The 229-nt window shown below is 69.0% G+C and carries 1 pseudogene; it reads left to right on the forward strand.

The annotated features are described in order from the left end of the window. A pseudogene (locus ACTFO6_RS20220) lies at positions 1–229 on the forward strand (DNA repair protein RecN); the annotation flags it as partial.

The following is a 229-nucleotide window of genomic DNA, read 5'->3' on the forward strand; positions in this document are numbered from 1 at the left end:
GTTGGGGACCTTGCACCAGGTGATGTGCGTGACCCACCTGCCCCAGGTGGCCGCCGCCGCGGACCATCCATGGCAGGTCACCAAGCTGGCACGGGCCGGGGCGGTGGTGAGCCGCATCCGGCGGCTGGAAGCAGAGGAGCGGATCGACGAGATCGCCCGCATGGTGGGGGGCCTGAAAATCACCGAGACCACCCGTCGGCACGCGCAAGAAATGCTCAAGGCCGTGCGG

It is taken from the genome of Pelomicrobium sp. G1 (assembly GCF_051905455.1).
In the GTDB taxonomy this organism is placed as follows: Bacteria; Pseudomonadota; Gammaproteobacteria; order Burkholderiales; family UBA6910; genus Pelomicrobium.